This is a genomic window from Pseudomonas sp. AC193 (genome assembly GCF_979258075.1).
This window is the reverse complement of sequence record NZ_OZ409832.1, coordinates 1,188,527-1,210,000: the sequence shown is the minus strand read 5'-3', so window position 1 is coordinate 1,210,000 and position 21,474 is coordinate 1,188,527. Positions and strand designations below refer to the sequence as shown.

Genomic DNA, 21,474 nt, shown 5'->3' with positions numbered 1-21,474 from the left:
ACCGAGGCGCGCATTCTACAGCAGCCTCATTTGCTGTCAAGTGATTATTTTCAGAAGTTTTCGAAGAATTCTTCAACAACTTCAACCACTTGCGCTTCAGATCTCTCGTCAGCGGGAGGCGAATTCTACAGCGTTACACGCTGCTGTCAACACCTCTTTTTCAACTTCCTTTTGGCTTCGATGAACTGAAGCACTTGCTGCCGAAACCTACTTAACTCATTGAATCTCAAGGAGTTTTCCGTTTCGACTGCGCCGGAAGTGGGGCGAATTATAGACGCATGAAATCTGCCGTCAACCCCTGATTTCATTTTTCTATCGATAAACGCAAAAAGCCTGCTTATATATAGACGCCATCGTAGCGAATGCGCAGTATATTGCCCAACAACTCAAAAATGCCTGCTATATACCCTGGATGACACCGCGCAATGAATGACCAACCCCGCTCGCTTGCCTCAATGCTGTTCCCGGTTGGCCTGCTATTAATAGCAATGGCATCGATCCAGTCCGGTGCCTCGCTGGCCAAAAGCATGTTCCCGGTGGTAGGCGCCCAAGGCACCACGACCCTGCGACTGATCTTCGCCAGTATGATCATGCTTCTATTGCTGCGTCCATGGCGCGCCAAGCTGACGGCCAAGTCGCTGCGCACGGTCATTGTCTACGGCATGGCATTGGGCGGGATGAACTTCCTCTTCTATATGTCATTGCGCACAGTCCCACTAGGGATCGCCGTCGCACTGGAATTCACCGGGCCGCTGGCCGTCGCCATTTACGCATCACGTCGCGCTATCGATTTTCTCTGGATTGGTTTGGCGGCTGCAGGCTTGTTCCTTCTCATCCCCACGGGCGCGACTACTGCCGGCATTGATCTGGTCGGTGCGGGTTACGCATTGGGCGCAGGTGTCTGCTGGGCACTCTATATCCTCTTCGGTCAGAAGGCCGGGGCAGACAATGGCGTAACGACCGCAGCGTTGGGCGTGATGATCGCCGCGCTGTTTGTCGCGCCCATCGGCATCGTGCATGCCGGCGCTGCTTTGCTGACGCCCTCGCTGATCCCGATCGCTATCGGCGTGGCCATCCTTTCCACCGCCCTGCCCTACACCCTGGAAATGGTTGCCCTCACCCGCATGCCCGCGCGCACCTTCGGCACCTTGATGAGTATCGAGCCCGCATTCGGTGCGCTGTCAGGCCTGCTGTTTCTGCAGGAATACCTGACGTTGTCACAATGGATGGCGATCCTGTGCATTATTCTCGCCTCCGTCGGAGCTACGCTGACCATGGGCAGCGGCGCGAAGCCCGCCATTGCGGCCGATTGAAACAGGATTTGACGAAGGTCTGGCATTTGCCGCTTATTTAGGCCATGTTTAGTCCGTTAACCCAGTGTCAGGCATGGATTTTTTCGAATACGGACGTCAGTACGCTTCAAGCGCGATCGCATACAGGCAGACCAGAGCAACAGACTTCTGGCTGCCATAAGGACGGTAATGAAACGAATTTTGATATTGATCGCCATACTCGCGGTTGCAGGCTGCGCGGCGACATCGGAAACCCAGGTAAAACGCGGGAAGAAGGGGCTGCACATCAACTGTTCAGGGCTGTCGTCCTCCTGGGACAAGTGCTACACCCACGCCGCCAACGCCTGTGCCCCCAAGGGCTATAAAGTCATTGCCAAATCGGGGGATGGCGTCGAAGAGCCTGGCGATTATCCTTTTGGCCTCAACCCTGCCGGCTACACCAGCCGCAGCATGATCGTCATCTGCAAATAGATCATTGCAGTCTGGCGATCTGCCGAGCGATTTCTTCCTGACTGGACTTCAGCACTCTGTGCTGAATGTTCGGTGTGGCCAACATACGCGCCACCACCAACGCCCCGACACATTGCGACAGCACTGACCACGCCAGGCTGTCGCTCTCCAATATTTTCGCCCAACTCTCCTGCAACCGGCAGATCCACAGTTCTGCCTGTTCCCGCACTTGAATATCTGAACGGGCGATTTCCGCACCCAGCGATGGCAAGGCACAGCCGGACTCAGGCTGCTCGACATGGGCCATGCTCAAGTAATGTTTAAGACACCGCTGCAGTCGTTCGTGATCCTGAGTGCCCTGCCCGCCCAACCGTTCCAGGCTGTGGCCCAATTCGCGCTCGACGATAGCGGTAAACAACGCATCCTTCGACGCGAAGTGACTGTAGAACGCCGCACCACTCAAGCCGATAGCCTTCATCAAACCATCGACGCCTACCGTGGAAAACCCCGAACGCTTCGCCGACAGCGAACTGCTCTGCAGAAGCTTTTCCCGGGTTTCCAGTTTGTGACTGGCGGAGTAACGCATGTGTTTGCCCTCGAAATTGACCGCCTTGACGTTGTCGGAATCCTAGCATAACGTTCGTTCACTTAACGATCGTTTAGCAAAGGGATCTACCCATGAATAACAAGAAGGTCGTGTTGGTTGTCGGAGCCGGCGATGCTACGGGCGGCGCTATTGCCAAGCGCTTTGCCAAAGAAGGATTCGTTGCCTGCGTCACACGACGCAGTGCCGAAAAATTGCAGCCGCTGGTAGACGCCATTCAGGCAGACGGCGGCGAAGCACACGGTTTCGCCTGCGATGCGCGCAAGGAAGAAGACGTGATCGCGCTGATCGAAGACATCGAAACCCGCGTTGGCCCGATCGAAGCGTTCGTCTTCAACATCGGCGCCAACGTGCCGTGCAGCATCCTCGAAGAAACCGCGCGCAAATATTTCAAGATCTGGGAAATGGCCTGCTTCTCGGGTTTCCTCAATGCACGCGAAGTGGCCAAGCGCATGGTCACGCGCAATCGCGGCACGATCCTGTTCACTGGCGCTACCGCCGGTTTGCGCGGAGCTTCAGGGTTTGCCGCATTCGCCGGCGCCAAACACGGTATCCGCGCACTGGCCCAAAGCATGGCAAGGGAGCTGGGGACGATGAACATTCATGTCGCCCATGTGGTGGTGGATGGTGCGATCGATACCGACTTCATTCGCAACAGTTTCCCGGAGAAATACGCCACCAAGGATCAGGATGGCATTCTCAACCCCGAGCACATCGCCGAAAACTATTGGTACCTGCACAGTCAGCCGCGCGATGCCTGGACATTCGAGCTGGATCTGCGTCCATGGAACGAACGCTGGTAAACCCGCCGCCCATAACAATAATGAGAGTGCAGCAACCATGACGAAAACCGTGGAGTTCTATTTCGACCTCGGCAGCCCTGCCACGTACCTGGCCTACAGCCAATTGCCAAAAATCTGCGCAGCGACTGGCAGCGAATTGATCTATATCCCGATGCTGCTCGGCGGCGTGTTCAAGGCGACCGGCAACGCCTCCCCCGCGATGATCCCGGCCAAGGGTCGCTATATGTTTCAAGATCTGGATCGCTATGCAAAACGCTACGGCGTGCCGCTGAAATTCAACCCGCACTTCCCAATCAACACGTTGATGCTGATGCGTGCCGTCACGGGCATCCAACTGCGTCAGCCGGAACGCTTCCAAGCGTTTATCGATTGTCTGTTCACAGCGCTTTGGGTCGATGGCCGCAGCATGGACGAACCGCAAACCGTCGCAGTGGTATTGAGTGAACACGGTTTCGATCCGCAGGAAGTACTCGCGCTGACCAACGACGAATCCGTCAAAGCTGTGTTGAAAGAGAATACCGAGACTGCGGTTAAACGCGGCGTGTTTGGCGCACCGAGCATGTTCGTCGGCAACCAGTTGTTCTTTGGTCAGGATCGACTCGACTTCGTCGAAGAGGCATTGCGCCAGATCTAGTTCGAAGCCATCGCTCGGGCGCTGGCGACAGCGCCCGAGCGTCAATCGTTTAGATGGCAGCAGTACGCGTGTTCAACCACTCCAGCGCAGCACCTTCCAGCAACGGGCTCAAACGCTCACGCACTTCAGCGTGATAGGCGTTGAACCACTGTTTCTCTTCCTGAGTCAGCAGCGCCGGCGCCAGGCAGCGAGTGTCGATCGGGCACAGGGTCAAGGTTTCAAACTTGAGGAATTCGCCGAATTCACTGCTGCCCGCCTCGCGATTCATCGCCAGGTTCTCGATGCGCACACCCCAACGACCCGGACGATAGGTACCCGGCTCGATCGAGGTGATCATGCCCGGCAACATCGCGGTTTGCGGTGCTGGCGCGGCTTGGTAGGCAATCACCTGCGGGCCTTCGTGAACGTTGAGGAAATAGCCAACGCCGTGACCGGTGCCGTGACCGTAATCGACACTCTCAGCCCAGATCGGCGCGCGGGCGATGGCGTCGAGCAGTGGCGACAGAATGCCTTTCGGGAACTGCGCTCGCGACAGTGCAATCACGCCTTTGAGCACACGCGTGCAATCGCGTTTCTGCTCTTCGGTCGGCGTACCGACCGGCACCATCCGCGTAATGTCAGTGGTACCGCCGAGGTACTGACCACCCGAGTCGATCAGCAGCAGGCCATCACCCTCGATCACCGCGTGCTCTTCTTCGGTGGCGTGATAATGCGGCATCGCGCCATTGGCGTTGAACGCGGCAATGGTGTTGAAACTCAGCGAGACATAATCCGGACGACGTTCACGGGCAGCGGTGAGTTTCTCGTCGATCGTCAGCTCGGTAATCCGCTCACGACCCCAGGCTGACTCCAGCCAGGCGAAGAATTCGCACAGCGCCGCGCCGTCCTGCTCCATCGCTTGGCGGATGTGCTGAGCATCGGCTTCACTTTTCTGCGACTTGGCCAGCGTTGTCGGGTTAAGACCTTCGACCAGCGTCACGCCGCTGTCGAGGTTTTCCAGCAGTCCGCTGGTGACCCGCGCCGGATCCACCAGCACACTCGAACCACTCGGCACGGCGCGCAAGGCTTCAGCGACTTCACTGTAGTCACGCAGGGTGACGCCATCGGCTTCCAGCACGGCGCGCAAATCCGCATCAACCTTGCTCAGCGCCACGAACAGCGTGGCTTGCTGTTGATTGATCAACGCAAAGGACACAAACACCGGGTTGAACGACACGTCGCCGCCGCGCAGGTTGAACAGCCAGGCGATGTCGTCGAGGGTGGCGATGAAGTGCCAATCAGCGCCACGTGTCTGCAAGGTTTCGCGCAGCTTGGCGAGTTTTTCGCCACGGCTGACGGTCGCCTGTGGTGGCAGATGCTGATAGATCGCTGCATTCGGTAGCGTCGGGCGATCGCTCCAGACTTCCTGCAACAAATCGATGTCGGTACGCAAACGCGCGCCACGCGCTTCGAGTTTGCTGCTCAACGTGCGCGCCGAGGCCACAGCCATTACTGCGCCATCGACGGCGACCACGCCACCTTCCGGCGTTTGCTCAGCCAGCCAGTCCAGTGGACTCGGTTGACCCGGCTGCAACTTGACCAGTTCGATGCCGCTGCCGTTGAGTTCTTTGGTTGCCTGTTCCCAGTAACGGCTGTCGGCCCAGACGCCGGCGAAATCGTTGGTGACAATCAAAGTGCCCACCGAACCGTGGAAACCCGACAGCCACTGCCGGCCCTGCCAGTAACCCGGCAGATATTCCGACAGATGCGGGTCGGCAGACGGCACCAAGAGTGCGTGAATGCCTTCGCGACGCATCAGCTCGCGGGTGTGCGCCAGGCGCTGGGGCACCGATCCTTCGGTGAAGGTCTGGGTACTCATCATGTCTCCTGCTAATCACTTCATCGTTATTGTTCGTAGCCGTTAGGTCGGCTGGTTTACAGCCCTGTCGCCCAGAATGCCGGAGCACTGGCGCAGGCGGTCTTGATCAGTTCGCAAGCCTTGTCGATATCGTCGGCGGTGGTGAAACGGCCGAGGCTCAGGCGAATGGTGCGCCCGGCCAGGTGTGCGTCATGCCCCAGCGCCAACAGCACGTGAGACGGTGCGTTACTCGCGGAGTTACACGCCGAGGTCGCGGAAAACGCGATCGAATGGCTCAGCGCGGCGCTATTGAATTCGCCCTCGCTGAACGTCAGGCTCAAGGTGTGCGGAATGCGCTGGCTGGCGCTGCCATTGAGGCGCACGCCGGGCAGGCTCAGCAATTGTTCGAGCAGACGCTCGCGCAACGCGACGATCGTGCTCTTCTCTTCGTCAAATGCGGCAGCCGCCAGTGCGAACGCCGAGCCCATTCCGGCGATCTGATGAGTTGCCAGCGTCCCGGAACGCAAGCCACCTTCGTGGCCGCCACCGTGAATTTGTGCCTGCAGCTTTTGCTGTGCCCGTGGGCCGACATATAACGCGCCGATGCCTTTGGGGCCATAGAGTTTGTGCGCCGAAAACGACATCAGGTCGACCGGCCACTGCGCCAGATCAATCGCCACTTTGCCGGCACCTTGCGCCGCATCGACGTGAAACAGCGCTTCACGGTTGCGCACGATTTCGCCAATCGCCTGCACGTCGTTGACGGTGCCCAACTCATTGTTGACCAGCATCAGCGACACCAGAAAGGTGTCCTCGCGCAGCGCTTCACTGACCGCTTGCGGCGTGATCAGGCCATCGGCGTCCGGCACCAGATAGGTCACGGCGATGCCGGCGTCCTGCAATTGGCGGGCGGTATCGAGAATGGCTTTGTGTTCGATCTGACTGGTGATGATGTGGCCGCCGGACACGCCGCGCGCCTGTGCCACACCTTTGAGGGCGAGGTTGTTGGACTCGGTGGCACCGGACGTCCAGACAATCTGTTCGGCTTGAGCGCCCACCAGTTCGGCGACTTGCCGGCGCGCCTGCTCGACCGTGTGCCGGGCCTGCTGGCCGAAGGCGTGGGAGCTGGAAGCCGGGTTACCGAAGTTACCGTGAAACCCCAGACATTCGATCATCACCTGGATGACCCGCTCGTCCACCGGGGTGGTGGCGGCGTAATCGAAATACAACGGACGTGTGTTCATAAAAGACTCGCAGAGCGTGTTCCGGGATCAGGAGGCTCGTGTCTGCAAACGGCACCGCGCAGCCTTGTGAGCTGCGCGTCGGTTCGAGAGCGTCATCAATACCTGATCGGATGCCGTTAAAGAAGAACAACTTCATTTAAAAGTGCGTAGGAACGCTCCTGAAGCGAGCTTAACAGGCATCGGGCTGCGGGTTGAAGGCTATGCGTCAGTGAAAGCTTTCGAGAAGTAACGGATACAGCGAAATCACCAGCAGCGCGGCCATGCCCCAGTTGAACACGCGCAACCAGCGCGGATCTTTCAACACATTGCGTAACAGCGTGCCGCAGGCAGCCCAGACGCCGACACTCGGCAGGTTGATGATGGCGAAAACGGCGGCAATCACCACGACATTGGTGAAATAGCCCTGCATCGGCGTGTAGGTGCTGATTGCGCCGATGGCCATGATCCACGCCTTTGGATTGACCCACTGAAACGCCGCAGCGCCGAGATAACTGATCGGTTTGGCCTCGCCCTGAACGTTGTCGCCCACCGGCCCCGAGTGAGCGATTTTCCACGCCAGATACAGCAGATACGCCGCGCCGACGTAGCGCAGGATCGTATAAAGAATGGGATAGGTCTGAAACACCGCGCCGAGTCCAAAACCGACCGCCACCACCAACACAAAAAATCCGCAGGTAATGCCCAGCATGTGTGGAATGGTGCGGTTAAAGCCGAAGTTCACGCCCGATGCCAGCAACATGGTGTTGTTCGGCCCCGGCGTAATCGAGGTGACAAGGGCAAACAGGGCAAAGCCCAGCAGCAGATCAAGCGAGAGGGTCATGGTGGGCAATCCGTCAGGGTCATTCAGGTGTTGACCCTATATCACGCCACCGCGCAAACCCACGGACAGTTGAGTAAAACTTCCAGCAGTACAGTTTGTTATCAGCTAGGGCGACCGTGCAGCTGTACAGCTCGCTCGGCGCTCATCTCACCTTGTTTATCGAAGCCGAAAGTCTTCTGTGGCTGGCCGAGCAGTTGGGCTTTTTTCGCGTGGTATTCGTCGAAGGACAACCCACTGCGGTTCAGTGCTTCCATCGCCAGTTCGCGGGATTCTTCTGCGCTGTAAGGGCGCAATTCTGGCGAAACGTGACCGGCACAACCGGCGAGTACAGAGACAGCGAGCAGCAGCGAAACAGTCAGTAGATGATTCATGGGAGCGTCCTGGCGAGCAGTGGTAGTCGATGGACAAAGGCTACGCCCGGGCTCGCTCGCGCAGAAATCAACGCTCTCAATAGTGGCTATCAGGATTTTCGCAGAGCCTTAGACATATTCGTTAACGATCTATAAATATCTATTAACGGTCTTTTGCGGAATAACAACTAGCCTTTATAACTTCTTCCCCATAGGCGCTTCAGTGTTGCTCCAGCAACTGTTGCTCAGGCAACAGCAGTTCAACAAAGCCACCTGAAATTCGTACAAACGGCCGCTAGAAAAACACTCAAAGCCCCGCCACACCGGGCCTCCAGGAATTGGTACAGCGTTTGCTCAAGCCCAGTGACTTAGCCACTGCTCGCTGAGCAACTGTTGAAAACAAGGAATTGATCATGTCGCGTCCTCTGAAAGTCGTCGCCCTCTCCGGCGGAACCTGGCGTCCCTCGCGTACGTTGGTGCTGACCCAGGCCTTGCTGGCCGAACTTGCCGGGCATTTGCCGATCGACAGCCATCTGATCGAACTCGGTGACATCGCCCGTCCGCTCGGCGGTGCCCTCTCGCGTCAGGAGCTTAGCGCCGAAGTCGAGGCCGAGCTGCAAGCCATCGAACAAGCGGATTTGCTGATTGTTGCAGCGCCGGTTTATCGCGGCTCGTATCCGGGTCTGCTCAAGCATCTGTTCGACCTGATCGACCTCAATGCGCTGATCGATATCCCGGTGCTGCTCGCTGCCACCGGTGGCAGCGAACGCCATGCGCTGGTGCTCGATCACCAATTGCGTCCGCTGTTCAGTTTCTTCCAGGCCGTGACCTTGCCGATCGGCGTGTACGCCACCGAGGCCGATTTCGCCGACTACCAGATCACCAGCGAGCCGCTGAAAGCGCGCATCCGTCTGGCCGCCGAGCGCGCTGCGCCGCTGTTCGCCACGCAAATCAAACCGTTGCTGAAGATCGCTTAAGGAGCTGTTCATGGATGTTTTCTGGTTCCTGCCGACCCACGGCGACGGCCACTATCTGGGCACCACCCAAGGTGCGCGCCCGGTCACGCTCAACTATTTGAAACAAGTCGCGCAAGCCGCTGACAGCCTCGGTTATCACGGTGTGTTGATCCCGACCGGGCGTTCCTGCGAGGACTCGTGGGTGATCGCCTCGGCACTGGTGCCGTTGACCGAACGCCTGCGTTATCTGGTGGCGATTCGGCCGGGAATCATCTCGCCGACCGTTTCGGCACGGATGGCGGCGACGCTGGATCGACTGTCCAACGGCCGCTTGCTGATCAACGTGGTGACCGGTGGCGACCCGGATGAAAACCGTGGCGACGGCAGCTTCCTCAGCCACAGCGAACGCTACGAAGTCACCGACGAATTCCTGAAAATCTGGCGCCGCGTGTTACAGGGTGAATCGGTGGATTTCGAGGGCAAGCACCTGAAAGTGCAGAACGCCAAAGCGCTCTACCCGCCTGTGCAGAAACCTTATCCACCGCTGTACTTCGGCGGCTCCTCCGACGCGGCGCATGACCTGGCCGCCGAGCAAGTTGATGTCTATCTGACCTGGGGCGAGCCACCGGCGGCCGTCGCGGAAAAACTCGCTGATGTGCGCGAACGCGCGGCGCGCCACGGTCGCACGGTGAAGTTCGGTATTCGTCTGCACGTGATCGTCCGTGAGACCGCCGAAGAGGCGTGGAAAGCCGCCGACAAACTGATCGAGCACATCAGTGACGAGACGATAGAAGCGGCGCAGAAATCCTTTTCGCGCTTTGACTCCGAAGGCCAGCGGCGCATGGCGGCGTTGCACGATGGCCGGCGCGACAACCTGGAAATCGCGCCGAACCTGTGGGCCGGTGTCGGTCTGGTGCGCGGTGGCGCGGGGACGGCGCTGGTTGGTGATCCGCAGCAAGTGGCAGCGCGGATCAAGGAGTACGCGGATCTGGGCATCGAAAGCTTCATCTTCTCCGGTTATCCGCATCTGGAAGAGGCTTACCGCTTTGCCGAGCTGGTGTTCCCGCTGCTGCCCGAGCCGTACGCGAGCCTGGCCGGGCGTGGCGTGACCAACCTGACCGGGCCGTTTGGCGAAATGATTGCCAATGATGTGCTGCCCACCAAAGCCACTGCCTGAACCGAATTCCCTGTGGGAGCGGGCTTGCTCGCGAAGGCGTCGTGTCAGTCACCATTTATATCGATGACCCAACGCATTCGCGAGCAAGCCCGCTCCCACAGGGGGATTGCGTCGATTTTGAGGAACACCGTGTGACCGCCAAACCGCAAAGTACCCTGTTATCCCCGCTGCAAACCGCCCGCCTACTGGCCGCCGAGTTTGCCCTCACCGCCGTCGAACGCGACGAGCGCGGTGGTACGCCGAAAGCCGAGCGCGATGCTCTGCGCGACAGCGGCCTGCTGGCCCTGAGCATTCCCACCCGCTACGGCGGCCTTGGCGCGACCTGGAGTGAAACCCTGCAAATCGTCCGCGAGTTCGCCAAGGTCGACAGCTCTATCGCTCACGTCTTCGGCTTTCATCATCTGATGCTCGCTACCGTGCGCCTGTTCTCGCGACCGGAACAATGGCAGCCGTGGTTCGAACAGACCGCGCGGCAGAACTGGTTCTGGGGCAACGCGCTGAACCCGCTCGACACTCGCACCGTGGTCAAGAACCTCGGCGGTTGGCGCGAGTTTTCCGGGAAGAAAAGCTTCTGCTCCGGCGCCAGCGATTCGCAGATGTTGATTGCCTCGGCAGTCGATGAAAGCGCGGGCGGCAAGTTGCTGATCGCGGCGATTCCCAGCGGCCGCAGCGGCATCACCCTGCACAACGACTGGAACAATATCGGCCAGCGTCAGACCGACAGCGGCAGCGCCACATTCGAACGCGTGCGTGTCGAGGAGTCGGAGCTGCTGCTTGATCCGGGCCCGCTGAGCACGCCGTTCGCCTGCTTGCGACCACTGATCGCGCAGCTGACTTTCACGCATATGTTTCTCGGGATTGCCGAAGGCGCATTCGAAGAAGCGCGGCAGTACACCCTCAAGGAAACCCGGCTCTGGCACAAATCCTCGGCGCGCGAAGTCAGTGAAGACCCGTATGTGCTCGCGCATTTCGGCGAGTTCTGGGTGGCCCTCGAAGGCATTCGTTTATTGGTCGAACGCGCGGCGGCGTTGCTGGATGAAGCGTGGGCGAAAGGCGCAAACCTCAGCGCCGAAGAACGCGGGCATGTCGCCACGGCGATTGCCACGGCCAAAGTCGCGGCCAGCCGTCAGGGTCTGGAGATTTGCAGCCGTCTGTTCGAAGTCACCGGCGCGCGCTCGACCCACGCCTCGCTGCGTCTCGACCGGCACTGGCGCAACTTGCGCACGCAAACCCTGCACGATCCGCTGGATTACAAACTCCATGAGCTGGGCGACTGGGCGCTGAACCAGTCGCTGCCGGTGCCGACTTTCTATTCCTGACCTGTCTGCATTTGAACTAAAAAGAAGGACGAGCCCATGCAACTGCTGACCTTACCGCCCTCACCCGCGCTGGCCACGTCGATCCGTGCCACCGCGCAGGTGTTCGAAGATCCGAAGTCCCAAGCCCTGCTCGCGCATTTGCAACAGGTTGCACCGAGCGAGGCCAGCGTGCTGATCATCGGTGAGACCGGTACCGGCAAGGAGTTGGTGGCGCGGCATATTCATAACCTGAGCAACCGTCGCCATCGGCCGTTTATCGCGGTCAATTGCGGCGCGTTTTCCGAGTCGCTGGTCGAGGCCGAATTGTTTGGTCATGAAAAAGGCGCGTTCACCGGCGCCTTGAGCGCCAAGGCTGGCTGGTTCGAAGAGGCGGACGGCGGCACCTTGTTTCTCGATGAGATCGGCGATCTGCCGATGGCGATTCAGGTCAAGTTGTTGCGCGTGTTGCAGGAACGCGAAGTGGTGCGGCTCGGTTCGCGCAAAAGCATTCCGATCGATGTGCGGGTTTTGGCCGCGACCAACGTGCAACTGGAGAAAGCCATCAATGCCGGCAATTTCCGTGAGGATCTGTATTACCGCCTCAACGTGGTCAATCTGGAACTGAGTCCGTTGCGTGATCGCCCTGGCGACATCCTGCCGCTGACTCGGCATTTCATCGAGGCCTACAGTCAGCGTCTCGGTTACGGGCGAGTCAGCATCAGCCCCGGCGCCGAGCACAAACTGCGCGGCTACAGTTGGCCGGGCAACATCCGCGAACTGGAAAACGTCATCCATCACACCTTATTGATCTGCCGTAACGGCGTGATCGAACGTGATGATTTGCGCCTGTCCAATCTGCGCATCGAACGCCCGGACGATCATCACAACAGCGCCGACGACTCACCGGAAGCGTTGTTGGAGCAGGCCTTTCAAAAACTCTTCGCGCAACAGGCCGGCGCACTCCACGAAAAAGTCGAAGACGCGTTGCTGCGCGCGGCTTACCGCTTCTGCCACTACAACCAAGTGCACACCGCCGCCCTGCTCGGCCTGAGCCGCAACGTCACACGCACACGGTTGATCAAGATCGGCGAACTGGCAGTGAACAAGCGCCGGGCACCCGCCAATCTGCACGGCGAACGCCTGCTGCAACTGTCGATCTAGCCGACCAGATTGCAGTGCAGCGCATCGTCGTGACTGCGGGCGATGCTGCTGAGCACCTGAAAGGAATTGAAGGTGATGGTTTTCGCCTGATGCGTGTGGATCAACTGCCAAAAGTCCTGCTCGCCGCTCTCGAAACTGCGAAACGCCGCCTCCCCCGCTTCGCGGGTCTGCCATTGCAGAAAACTCAATACGCGCCGGCCATCGTCGCTGGCCTGCACACTCGCGCTGACAAATCCCGCGTAGCGCTGGGCCAGACGTTCAGTCTGTACCGACAGCGCATTGACCAATGCCGGCTGCTGACGTGGTTCGATTTCGAATTCGATCAACTGGGTGAAACTGCGATTTTTCGCTGTTGCTTGCATGAAAGTCCCCACTTGGCTGTAAGGCGAATCTTGCGACTCGAAGGCCTGCAGGGTAAAACCTCTAGTTAAGTCAAGGTCAAGAGCTGTTTTCCAATGATCAGCAAAGAACAGGTGTACAAGCAGCTAACGGTTGGCGAAGTCGCGGCGCGCAGTGGCGTGGCGGTGACGGCGCTGCACTTCTATGAATCGAAGGGACTGATCAAGAGCCAGCGTAATGCCGGCAATCAGCGGCGCTATCCGCGTGAGGTGCTGCGGCGGGTGGCGTTGATCAAGGTCGCGCAACGGCTGGGGATTCCGTTGGCGGAGATTGGCGAAGCGCTGAAGATTTTGCCGGATGACCGTGCGCCGACGGCGGCGGATTGGCGGGTGTTGTCCGAGCAGTGGCGGCGGGAACTGGATGAACGGATCGAGCAGTTGATGCTGTTGCGGGATCGTTTGAATGGCTGTATTGGTTGTGGTTGCCTTTCAATGGAGGCCTGCCCGCTGCGCAATCAGGGCGATGTGCTCGGTGAACAAGGGCCAGGGCCGCACTTCCCTGAATTTTGATGGAAAACCCTGTGGCGAGGGGATTTATCCCCGTTGGGCTGCGGAGCAGCCCCAAAACCTGCATCCCTATTCCTTCAGACATACCTCATTGACTGACTGAGGGTCTGCTTCGCAGCCCAACGGGGATAAATCCCCTCGCCACAAAGGCTGGTTTCCATCGCTCAATTTGGGTGCTGCTCGTCGGGCAAAAGTCTGGTGTGCGCGGACAGTTCTATAGTGATTCTTCACCTCGCAAAACAACAATCAGGGAGAAGGTCATGAGCGTCAAACCCATTCCCGAGGGGTATCACAGCATCACCCCCTACCTCGGCATCCACAAAGCCGCCGAGGCCATCGAGTTCTACAAGAAAGCTTTTGGTGCCACCGAAGTCATGCGTCTGTCCATGCCCGACGGCGGCATTGGCCACGCCGAACTGCGCATTGGCGACAGCGCGATCATGCTCGGTTCGCCGTGCGATCAAGGGCCGTTGAGCAATCCGGATCAAGCGGTGTCGGTTGGTTTGCATTTGTATGTGACAGATGTCGACAAGTCATTTCAGCGAGCGCTGGATGCCGGGGCGACGTCGGTGTCGGAGGTCAAGGATCAGTTTTACGGCGATCGCAGCGGGACGTTGAAGGATCCGTATGGGCATCTGTGGTTTCTGGCCTCGCGCAAGGAGGATTTGACTGAGGAGCAGATCAGGCAGCGGGCGATGGAGATGTTTGGCCAGGGTTAGGTTTTGCAGTGTTTGCATAGGCGCTATCGCGAGCAGGCTCACTCCTACAGGGGGACTGCATTCCAATTGTAGGAGTGAGCCTGCTCGCGATCGGGCCGGTACTGACAAACAAATCACACTTCATGAACCCGCCCATCACGCTTTGCGCCTTGCCCCAAACCCCGGACGCTTTCAGGATGCAGGCCACAAGAAACCTGAAACAAGGATCAGCCCGATGTTTGCCGGATTTCTCAAAGACCAGCGCCACGTCAACGGCGTCGACATTGCCTACCGCGTCGGCGGCAGCGGGCCGGGCCTGTTGCTGCTGCACGGCCATCCGCAGACCCATGTGATCTGGCACAAGATTGCCGAACAACTCGCCAAACACTTCACCGTGGTCGCCGCCGACCTGCGCGGTTACGGCGACAGCAGTCGCCCCGACGCTGACGAGTTGCACCTCAGCTACTCGAAACGCGAAATGGCCCGCGACAACGTCGAATTGATGCAAGCGCTAGGCTTCGAGCAGTTCTCGATCCTCGCCCATGACCGTGGCGCGCGCGTCGCTCATCGCCTCGCCCTCGACCACCCCGCCGCCGTGCAACGCATGATGCTGCTGGACATCGCCCCGACCCTGGCGATGTACACCCAAACCAACGAAGCCTTCGCCCGCGCCTACTGGCACTGGTTCTTCCTGATTCGCCCGGCGCCGCTGCCGGAAACGCTGATCGAAGCCAACCCGGAAGGTTATCTGCGCAGCGTGATGGGCAGTCGCAGCGCCGGCCTCAAACCGTTCACCGACGAAGCCTTCAGCGAATACCGCCGCTGCCTGCAACAACCCGGCAGCGCACGCGGCATCTGCGAAGATTACCGCGCCAGCGCCGGCATCGATCTGGAGCACGACCGCGCCGACATCGCCGCCCATCATCATTTGAGTTTGCCTTTGCGGGTGCTGTGGGGCGCGGAAGGCACCGTCGGCCGCTGTTTCGATCCGCTCAAGGAATGGCAGCAAGTGGCGACGAACGTCACCGGCCAGGCCCTGCCCGCCGGCCATTATATCGCCGAAGAAGTCCCCGCACTGTTGCTTGCCGAAGCGCTGGCCTTTCTGCGCTGAACAGAGCCTGTAAATCGCGGTGCTACGCCGGCGGCTTCTGCCGCCAGCGTGCGTTTTGACATGTCCCAGAAGAAAGACTCCGTGCCCCTGCCCGAAGACCTGCGTGTGCTGCTCACCGTGATCCGCAAAAACGGCTTTGCCGCCGCGGCCGATGAGTTGGGCCTGTCGCCCGCCTACGTCAGCAAACGCATCCAGATTCTCGAAACCACCCTTGGCACACGCCTGCTGCATCGCACCAGTCGGCGCGTCTCGCTGACCGAGGATGGCGAGCGTGTGCAGCGCTGGGCGTTGCGCATTCTTGATGACTTCCAGCAACTGCACGACGAACTTTCCGACGCCCACGACAGCCCGCGTGGGCGTTTGCACATCTGCAGCAGTTTCGGTTTCGGTCGCAATCACGTGGCGCCAGCGGTGTCGTTGCTGGCCGAGCGCTACCCGGAACTGCAGATTCGTCTCGACCTGTTTGATCGGGTGGTGGACATCATCAATGAAGGTTTCGACCTGGAAATCCGCGTCGGCGACGACATTCCCGGGCAGCACATCGGTCGACGTCTGGTGAGCAATCGACGCGTGCTGTGCGCGGCGCCGAATTATCTGCAACGGCGTGGCACGCCGCTGACGCTGGAGGACTTGCAGCAGCATGACTGCCTGGTGATCAAGGAACGCGACAACGCTTTCGGCATCTGGAATCTCGATCGCGAGGGCGGGCAGGAAAGTGTGCGGGTCAGCGGGCCGTTGTCGTCGAACAATGGCGAGATTGTTCTGCAATGGGCACTTGATGGGCGTGGGGTGTTGCTGCGTTCACTGTGGGATGTGAAACCGTTGCTCGAGCAAGGGTTGCTGGTGCAGGTGCTGGAGGATTACGGGCAGAGCGCGAATGTCTGGGCGGTGTACCCGACACGGTTGGCGAATTCGGGGAAATTAAGGGCGTGTGTGGAATTCTTGCAGGAGCACTTCAAAAGTCTGTCGCTATAACCCAAACACAACACAAAACCCCTGTGGGAGCGGGCTTGCTCCCACAGGTTATGCGTTTAGCTTAACCACGGGTTGTTAGCCAGATGTTGGCGTTCGAAATCCTGAATCTGTTCGCGGCGTTGCAAGGTGCTGCCAATCGCATCCAGCCCCAGCAACAGCGAAGTTTTGCGCAGGGTATCGATCTGGAAATCGATCACGCAGCCATCCGCCAAACCTATCTGCTGCGCTTCTAGATCAATGCTGATCCGCGCCGTTTCAGCCTGCCGAACAAGCTGCCCGATCCGCTGCACCTGCGCCTCTTCCAGGGTGATCAACAACACCCCGTTACGCTGGCAGTTGTCGTAAAAGATCCCGGCAAAACTGCTGCCGATCAACGCGCGAACGCCCAACTGCTGTAACCCCCACACCGCGTGTTCACGACTGGAACCGCAGCCAAAATTCGGCCCGACCACCAAAAAACTCGCGCCCTGCCATGCCGCTTGATTGAGCACGAAATCAGGATTGGGCCTGCCATCCGGCAAAAATCGCAGATCGAAAAACACCCCGCGATCCTGCCCTTGGCGATCGATGCCCTTGAGAAACTGTTTCGGCATGATCACGTCGGTGTCGACGTTGGCCGCCAGAAACGGCGCGGCCTGACCGCTGACTTGAGTGAAGGGTTGCAGGCTCATGGGCGTTCTCCAAAGTGGCGAATGTCGGTGAGTCGACCGCTGATCGCAGCAGCGGCGACCATCGCCGGGCTCATCAAATGCGTGCGTGCGCCGGCGCCCTGGCGGCCTTCGAAATTGCGGTTGGTGCTGGACGCGCAGCGGTCGCCGGGGGCGAGCACGTCGTCGTTCATCGCCAGGCACATCGAGCAACCGGACTGACGCCATTCAAAACCGGCGTCGAGAAAAATCTGCGCCAGCCCTTCCGCTTCGGCTTGCGCACGCACTTCGCTGGAGCCGGGCACGATCATCGCGCGCACGTGCTCGGAGACGCGTTGCCCGCGCACGACGCTGGCGGCATCCCGAAAATCTTCGATCCGCGCGTTGGTGCATGAGCCGATGAAGGCGTGGCTGATGACGATGTCGCTGAGCGCCATGCCCGCTTCGAGGCCCATATAGTTGAGGGCGCGGCGCATGTCCTGACGCAGGATCGGGTCGCTGATCAATTGCGGATCCGGCACTCGCGCACCGATGGCAGCGGCCTGGTCCGGGCTGGTGCCCCAGGTCACCATTGGCTCCAGCCCACTGGCGTCGAGGTGTATTTCGCGATCGAACACAGCGCCGGGATCGCTGCGCAATTCGCGCCATTTTTCCACGCCGCGATCCCACAACTCACCTTGGGGCGCGCGCGGTTTGCCTTTCAAGTAGCTGAAGACTTTCTCGTCCGGCGCCATAAAGGCCCCGCGCGCACCGGCCTCGACGGCCATGTTGCAAATGGTCATGCGCGCTTCGACGCTCAAGGCATCAATGGTCGAACCGCAGAATTCGATGGCGTAACCGGTGGCCCCGGATGCGCCGATCTGGCCAATCAGCGCCATGATCACATCCTTCGAGGTCAGGCCCGGCGCCAACTCGCCATCCACCGTGACGCGCAGGCTTTTCAGGCGTTTGTAGACCAGCGTTTGCGAGGCCAGCAGGTGCTCGATCTCGGAGGTGCCGATGCCGAACCCGAACGCGCCGAGTGCGCCGTAGGTCGTGGTGTGGCTGTCGCCGGCCGCGATGACCATGCCCGGCAGGATGAAGCCTTGCTCCGGAGCGATCACGTGTTCGATGCCTTGGCGCTTGTCGAGGATGTCCAGCAGTTCGATGCCGAAGTCCCGGCAGTTCTCCGCCAGATACGACACTTGCCGCGCACCGCCGGCATCGGGCATCGCAGCGATGCGCACCGGCGTGGTCGGGTTGACGTGATCGACCACCGCCAGCGCCGTGCCCGGCCGCCACACTTCGCGCCCAGCCGCGCGCAAGCCACTGAACGCTTGCGGGCTGGTGTATTCGTTGATCACCTGACGGTCGATATACAGCAGCACATGCCCCTGATCGTCGAGACGGCAGACCGTGTGGGAATCGATGTGTTTGTCGTAAAGGGTTCTGGGGCTCATCAGGGCATTCACTCAAGCAATCCAAGTGATTCCCATCATAGGCAGGCGCTGCCGCCCATCAATTGCCAGACAGTGATGGCGCAGATCATGAATCGTGTTCAATCCCCCCGCCCTACGCTTTTGTAGGAGTGAGCCTGCTCGCGATAGCGATATAACAGCCAATAAATTAATCGACTGACGCGACGCCATCGCGAGCAGGCTCACTCCTACAAGGGGCCGTGATAATTCGGCGGATTGCGAAACATTTGCTTTCATATCGCCTTTCGGGATTTGCGTCGCTCATTCGTCTTATAGAAATGCAGGCCGTTCGCGTAGGCAAAAGCCACGACCGGTCGTTCGGGGACTGCTGTGCTGCGAAGCCCGTGGTGCCGCGCCCTTCCATCGAAATCAAGACGCGCAATCATGTCGAAGAAATCCCGCTCCAAACTGTGGTTCCTCGTTCATAGCTGGCTGGCGTTACCGATCTGGTTCTTTGTGCTGATCGTCTGTGTCACCGGCACGCTGGCGGTGGTCAGCCAGGAAATCGTCTGGCTGGCCAACCCGCAAATGCGCGCCAGCCAACCGACCGACGACGCACCGCTGCTCAGCTACGACCAGGTACTCGCGGCGATCAAAAAAGCCGAACCACGCACCGTGGTCGAGAGCATCAGCCGCCCGGATGAGTCGCATTTTGCCCTGGACGTGCAGGTCAGCTACCCGGATGGCCGCGAGCAGACCGTTTACGTCAACCCGTATACCGGGGTGATTCAGGGAGTCGCGCCCGACTTCAACTTCCAGGCCTTTACCCGCGCCCTGCATGGCTGGTGGCTGGTGCCGTTCACCAACGGTTTCAGTTGGGGCTGGTACCTGGTGTCGTTCCTCGGTCTGCCGTTGCTGGCTTCGCTGGTGACCGGGCTGGTGGTTTATAAACGCTTCTGGAAAGGATTCTTTAGTCCGACCCTGCGCTTTCGCCACGGCGCGCGAATCTTCTGGGGCGATTTCCACCGCCTCAGCGGCATCTGGTCGATCTGGTTTATCGCCGTGATCTCGATCACCGGCACCTGGTTTCTGATTCAGGCGCTGCTGTTCGACAACCACATTTCCATCTCCAGCGAACCGATCATTCCGGCGATGTCCCGTGAAGCGGTGCCGATCTCGGCCGACGGCAGCCCGCCGCCGCGCATCAGTCTGGATCGGGCCATTGAAATCGCCCAAGAGAAAATCCCCGGCCTCGAAGTCAGCTTCGTCAGCCTGCCGGCCAACGCCTATACCCACCTCAGCGTCGGAGGACGCGGCTGGTATCCGTTGATGTTCCAGACCGCGACGCTCGATCCTTACAGCGGTGAGTTGGCCACTTCACGTTTGTTGAGCGACCGCACCTCGCTGGAGTTCGTCACCGAATCCATGCGCCCGCTGCACACCGGCGACTTTGGCGGGTTGTGGATCAAGTTGATCTGGTTCTTCTTCGGCCTGCTGCTGAGCATGATGGTGCTCAGCGGTTTGTTGATCTGGACCAAACGCACGGCGCTGGCCACGGCCAATGCTCTCAAGCGTGAATCGAAGAAAAACCGCGTGCAGGCGCAACCGGCGATGCGCCGGGAAACGTCGGAGGTCAACCCATGAGCAAGTCCGCAGCTTTGCCGCAACCGTCGCGCTTGAGCGTGTTCTGGCACAAATGGCGTTTCCACATCAACGTGCTGTTGCTGCTGATCCCGCTGGGTTTCATGCCGAAATACTTCGCCGATGTCGCGCTGTTTCGCGGCGATGCCGGCCTCGGTGAACGCGAAGTCGGCGAAATCGCAGTCGGCCCGTGGAGCCTGCGCCTCGCCGAATTGCGCAACGAGGCGCCACGTCTGGAAGGCCCGGCCGGCTACATGAAAGGCTTCAACGCCGCGCTTTGTGATGCTTGCATCGACAAAGTCAAAGCCACTTATCTGCGCATCGGCAAACCGCGCAGCCTGCGCGCCGCCGGGGTGATTTTCTTCGGCGCGCCGTATCGCATGGGCGCGCAGTTGCCGGTGCCGGAGAAAACCAAAGCCGACGCCGAACTGTGGATCACCATGGAAGGCTGGGACGGCAGCATGCATCAGGCCTCGATTCCCCTGAGCCAGGCCTCCCCCGCCACCATCGCCTGGCTGACTCAACAAGGAGCCAAACCATGACCCGCTCGCAACGCCCTTCCCGCCTGCGGCTGAGCGCCGCGCTGCTGGTGCTCTGCGCCGGTTTCACTGGCAGCGCTCTGGCGCATAACCCGATGTGCGAATGCAAAGCCATCGACGCCGACCAGATCAAATGCACCGGCGGTTTTTCCGACGGCAGCGGCGCCCCCGGCGTGACCCTCGACGTGATCGGTTACGACGAAACCATTCTGGTACCGGGCAAGCTTGGTAGCGATTCGACGCTGACCTTCAAAAAACCCGGCGCCGAATTCTACGTGCTGTTCGACGCGGGTCCCGGCCACGTCGTCGAAATCGACCAAGCGGATATTGAGGCCCCATGAGTACGCCCACCACGCAAGTCGTCCGCCCGGCCGGTGCCGGCCATGAAACCCTCAATGTGTTGCTGTTGTGCCTACTGATTCTGGCGGTTGCCGGTTCGGTGGTGGCGTGGCGCGGGGTGTCCCATGAGCCGGAACCGGTCGCCAGCCATCAGTTCGATGCGCGCCGCGATCTCAGTGCTTCCGAGCAGGGCATCTATGCCGATCTGCGAGTGACCCTCGACGAAATCCGTCTACTACGCGAAGAACAGCAAACCTTGCCGACCCCGAAAAATCTGGCTGACGAAGGTTTTGCGCCGTTTGCTCAGGATGCGAGTTCGGTCAGTCGCGGCGGTCATGCCTGGCAATTGCTGGCCGACACTGCCTACTTTGGCCACAGCCAGGCACCCTCCGTCGCCGGTTCATTCGTGATGCTGTTGAGCGCCGATCACAGCGCTGCACCGGACATCTGGCTCAACCGCGATGCCGATCTCAACGTGCCGACCGAACTGACCGACGCCGCCCTGTCTGCGTCGGGCTGGAAACAGATCGTCGCGCAATACGATGCCGGGGTTACCCGCGAACATCGCCATTGATTCCTCGCCCTCACCCGAGAGA

General features: G+C 59.8%; 24 protein-coding genes. 16 read left to right on the top strand and 8 right to left on the bottom strand.

Features of this window, described 5'->3' with window-relative positions; translation table 11 throughout:
- Window positions 1-425 precede the first annotated feature (425 nt).
- Both rhtA and ACZZ0D_RS05715 read left to right on the top strand, forming a co-directional pair.
- Complete coding sequence (gene rhtA, locus ACZZ0D_RS05720; RefSeq protein ID WP_463552651.1) at window positions 426-1,313, top strand: threonine/homoserine exporter RhtA; 888 nt, start codon at window positions 426-428, stop codon at window positions 1,311-1,313.
- Window positions 1,314-1,481: 168 nt separating this feature from the next.
- The gene (locus ACZZ0D_RS05715; RefSeq protein ID WP_053122157.1) at window positions 1,482-1,763 is read left to right on the top strand and encodes a hypothetical protein; all 282 of its coding nucleotides are present in this window, start codon (window positions 1,482-1,484) and stop codon (window positions 1,761-1,763) included.
- 1 nt (window position 1,764) lies between these two features.
- Here ACZZ0D_RS05715 and ACZZ0D_RS05710 read toward each other — a convergent pair whose 3' ends face one another.
- Window positions 1,765-2,328, bottom strand: coding sequence for a TetR/AcrR family transcriptional regulator (locus ACZZ0D_RS05710; protein WP_463552650.1), 564 nt, complete (start codon window positions 2,326-2,328; stop codon window positions 1,765-1,767).
- 92 nt (window positions 2,329-2,420) lie between these two features.
- Between ACZZ0D_RS05710 and ACZZ0D_RS05705 the strand changes: the two genes are divergently transcribed.
- The gene (locus ACZZ0D_RS05705; protein ID WP_463552649.1) at window positions 2,421-3,149 is read left to right on the top strand and encodes an SDR family oxidoreductase; all 729 of its coding nucleotides are present in this window, start codon (window positions 2,421-2,423) and stop codon (window positions 3,147-3,149) included.
- A gap of 37 nt (window positions 3,150-3,186) precedes the next feature.
- Window positions 3,187-3,783 (top strand): 2-hydroxychromene-2-carboxylate isomerase, encoded by a 597-nt coding sequence (locus ACZZ0D_RS05700; protein WP_463552648.1) that lies wholly within the window; start codon window positions 3,187-3,189, stop codon window positions 3,781-3,783.
- A 49-nt stretch (window positions 3,784-3,832) separates the two neighbouring features.
- Here the strand turns inward: ACZZ0D_RS05700 and ACZZ0D_RS05695 are convergent, their stop codons facing one another.
- The 4 genes from ACZZ0D_RS05695 to ACZZ0D_RS05680 all read right to left on the bottom strand — a co-directional run bounded on the left by ACZZ0D_RS05695 (window position 3,833) and on the right by ACZZ0D_RS05680 (window position 8,055).
- Entirely contained in the window at window positions 3,833-5,641 is a 1,809-nt protein-coding gene (locus ACZZ0D_RS05695; RefSeq protein ID WP_463552647.1) for an aminopeptidase P family protein, read from the bottom strand.
- 56 nt (window positions 5,642-5,697) lie between these two features.
- Entirely contained in the window at window positions 5,698-6,864 is a 1,167-nt protein-coding gene (locus ACZZ0D_RS05690) for an aminotransferase class V-fold PLP-dependent enzyme (protein WP_053122167.1), read from the bottom strand.
- 205 nt (window positions 6,865-7,069) lie between these two features.
- Window positions 7,070-7,684 (bottom strand): LysE family translocator, encoded by a 615-nt coding sequence (locus tag ACZZ0D_RS05685; protein ID WP_053122169.1) that lies wholly within the window; start codon window positions 7,682-7,684, stop codon window positions 7,070-7,072.
- 101 nt (window positions 7,685-7,785) lie between these two features.
- A complete protein-coding gene (locus ACZZ0D_RS05680) occupies window positions 7,786-8,055 on the bottom strand; it encodes a hypothetical protein (protein ID WP_053122171.1) in 270 nt (89 codons plus the stop codon).
- Between the two features lie 392 nt (window positions 8,056-8,447).
- Between ACZZ0D_RS05680 and msuE the strand changes: the two genes are divergently transcribed.
- The 4 genes from msuE to ACZZ0D_RS05660 all read left to right on the top strand — a co-directional run bounded on the left by msuE (window position 8,448) and on the right by ACZZ0D_RS05660 (window position 12,626).
- Window positions 8,448-9,011 (top strand): FMN reductase, encoded by a 564-nt coding sequence (gene msuE, locus ACZZ0D_RS05675; protein ID WP_463552646.1) that lies wholly within the window; start codon window positions 8,448-8,450, stop codon window positions 9,009-9,011.
- Between the two features lie 10 nt (window positions 9,012-9,021).
- Window positions 9,022-10,167 (top strand): FMNH2-dependent alkanesulfonate monooxygenase, encoded by a 1,146-nt coding sequence (ssuD, locus tag ACZZ0D_RS05670; protein WP_008079343.1) that lies wholly within the window; start codon window positions 9,022-9,024, stop codon window positions 10,165-10,167.
- Window positions 10,168-10,298: 131 nt separating this feature from the next.
- Window positions 10,299-11,486, top strand: coding sequence for an acyl-CoA dehydrogenase family protein (locus ACZZ0D_RS05665; RefSeq protein WP_463552645.1), 1,188 nt, complete (start codon window positions 10,299-10,301; stop codon window positions 11,484-11,486).
- Between the two features lie 36 nt (window positions 11,487-11,522).
- Entirely contained in the window at window positions 11,523-12,626 is a 1,104-nt protein-coding gene (locus tag ACZZ0D_RS05660) for a sigma-54 interaction domain-containing protein (RefSeq protein ID WP_053122179.1), read from the top strand.
- Here ACZZ0D_RS05660 and ACZZ0D_RS05655 read toward each other — a convergent pair.
- Complete coding sequence (locus ACZZ0D_RS05655; RefSeq protein ID WP_053122181.1) at window positions 12,623-12,988, bottom strand: antibiotic biosynthesis monooxygenase; 366 nt, start codon at window positions 12,986-12,988, stop codon at window positions 12,623-12,625. The two genes, ACZZ0D_RS05660 and ACZZ0D_RS05655, sit on opposite strands and share 4 nt — an antisense overlap.
- 93 nt (window positions 12,989-13,081) lie before the next feature.
- Here ACZZ0D_RS05655 and soxR point away from each other — a divergent pair, with 93 nt between their 5' ends.
- From soxR to ttdR, 4 genes are all read left to right on the top strand, one after another.
- Window positions 13,082-13,534: a redox-sensitive transcriptional activator SoxR gene (gene soxR / locus ACZZ0D_RS05650; RefSeq protein WP_463552644.1), complete on the top strand. Its 453-nt coding sequence runs from the start codon at window positions 13,082-13,084 to the stop codon at window positions 13,532-13,534.
- Window positions 13,535-13,791: 257 nt separating this feature from the next.
- Window positions 13,792-14,250 (top strand): VOC family protein, encoded by a 459-nt coding sequence (locus tag ACZZ0D_RS05645; RefSeq protein ID WP_053122185.1) that lies wholly within the window; start codon window positions 13,792-13,794, stop codon window positions 14,248-14,250.
- 214 nt (window positions 14,251-14,464) lie between these two features.
- Window positions 14,465-15,340, top strand: a complete 876-nt coding sequence (locus ACZZ0D_RS05640) for an alpha/beta fold hydrolase (protein ID WP_463552643.1) — start codon at window positions 14,465-14,467, stop codon at window positions 15,338-15,340.
- A 60-nt stretch (window positions 15,341-15,400) separates the two neighbouring features.
- Window positions 15,401-16,315, top strand: a complete 915-nt coding sequence (ttdR, locus tag ACZZ0D_RS05635; protein WP_463552642.1) for an L-tartrate utilization transcriptional activator TtdR — start codon at window positions 15,401-15,403, stop codon at window positions 16,313-16,315.
- Between the two features lie 56 nt (window positions 16,316-16,371).
- Here the strand turns inward: ttdR and leuD are convergent, their stop codons facing one another.
- Window positions 16,372-16,986: a 3-isopropylmalate dehydratase small subunit gene (gene leuD, locus ACZZ0D_RS05630; protein ID WP_463552641.1), complete on the bottom strand. Its 615-nt coding sequence runs from the start codon at window positions 16,984-16,986 to the stop codon at window positions 16,372-16,374.
- Window positions 16,983-18,401: a 3-isopropylmalate dehydratase large subunit gene (leuC, locus tag ACZZ0D_RS05625; RefSeq protein ID WP_463552640.1), complete on the bottom strand. Its 1,419-nt coding sequence runs from the start codon at window positions 18,399-18,401 to the stop codon at window positions 16,983-16,985. The genes leuD and leuC overlap by 4 nt, the downstream gene beginning before the upstream one ends.
- Window positions 18,402-18,803: 402 nt before the next feature.
- Between leuC and ACZZ0D_RS05620 the strand changes: the two genes are divergently transcribed.
- Genes ACZZ0D_RS05620 through ACZZ0D_RS05605 form a run of 4 tightly spaced genes read left to right on the top strand, consistent with a single transcriptional unit; the run spans window position 18,804 to window position 21,452 of the window.
- On the top strand, window positions 18,804-20,003 hold the full coding sequence (locus ACZZ0D_RS05620; RefSeq protein ID WP_463552639.1) for a PepSY-associated TM helix domain-containing protein: 1,200 nt from the start codon (window positions 18,804-18,806) through the stop codon (window positions 20,001-20,003).
- Window positions 20,000-20,542 (top strand): hypothetical protein, encoded by a 543-nt coding sequence (locus ACZZ0D_RS05615; RefSeq protein WP_053122195.1) that lies wholly within the window; start codon window positions 20,000-20,002, stop codon window positions 20,540-20,542. Before ACZZ0D_RS05620 ends, ACZZ0D_RS05615 begins: the two co-directional genes overlap by 4 nt.
- Window positions 20,539-20,880 (top strand): hypothetical protein, encoded by a 342-nt coding sequence (locus tag ACZZ0D_RS05610; RefSeq protein ID WP_053122197.1) that lies wholly within the window; start codon window positions 20,539-20,541, stop codon window positions 20,878-20,880. Before ACZZ0D_RS05615 ends, ACZZ0D_RS05610 begins: the two co-directional genes overlap by 4 nt.
- Complete coding sequence (locus ACZZ0D_RS05605; protein WP_463552638.1) at window positions 20,877-21,452, top strand: DUF6162 family protein; 576 nt, start codon at window positions 20,877-20,879, stop codon at window positions 21,450-21,452. The genes ACZZ0D_RS05610 and ACZZ0D_RS05605 overlap by 4 nt, the downstream gene beginning before the upstream one ends.
- The last annotated feature ends 22 nt before the right edge of the window (window positions 21,453-21,474 follow it).